General features: G+C 58.2%; 2 pseudogenes. Both read left to right on the top strand.

What is annotated here, in order from left to right:
• Positions 1–247 (top strand): annotated as a pseudogene (locus JIG41_RS01410) (sodium:proton antiporter); the annotation flags it as partial.
• Positions 248–304: 57 nt separating this feature from the next.
• Positions 305–685: pseudogene (locus JIG41_RS01400) on the top strand (transposase); the annotation flags it as partial.

Raw genomic sequence — 685 nt, 5'->3', positions numbered from 1 at the left:
CGCATTCGTCGCATTGATTGCCAATACCAGTTGTCTGCTGCTCATATCCAAACATCGGGAAGGCGGGGCGCACATGAAGGCAAGCTGGATATTCTCGGCCAACGACGTGGTGATCAACCTGGGGGTCATCACCGCCGGCGCCCTGGTCGCGTGGACCGGTTCCAATTATCCGGATCTGATTATCGGCACCATCGCGGGGGGCATTGTACTTAACGGTGCCAGACGCATTTTGGCGTTGAAGGGTTAAATAATGCTCATTATTGGCAAAAAGCTCTCGCCGTATGCCCTATTGTCCATATCGGGCCTGCTGGCCACCCGCCGCCAGGACGTGGTGACCAACTACCTGATGAAGCTGAAAGACCGGCAGAAGGTCGAGATCGTCAGCATGGACATGTGGAACCCCTACCGGGCAGCGGTCAAGGCTGTGCTGCCCCAGGCCCGCATCGTGGTCGATAAGTTCCATGTGGTGCGCATGGCCAACGATGCCCTAGAGAGAGTGCGCAAGGGCCTCAGAAAGGAGCTGAAACCGTCCCAGAGTCGGACTCTCAAGGGAGACCGGAAAATCCTGCTGAAACGCGCTCACGAAGTCTCAGACCGGGAGCGCCTCATCATGGAGACCTGGACAGGCGCGTTCCCGCAACTGCTGGCCGCCTACGAGCACAAGGAGCGCTTCTACGGCATCTGG

The sequence above is a fragment of the Pseudoalteromonas sp. bablab_jr011 genome (genome assembly GCF_016464045.1).
In the GTDB taxonomy this organism is placed as follows: domain Bacteria; phylum Pseudomonadota; class Gammaproteobacteria; order Enterobacterales; family Alteromonadaceae; genus Pseudoalteromonas; species Pseudoalteromonas lipolytica.
This window is presented reverse-complemented; position numbering and strand designations above follow the sequence as displayed.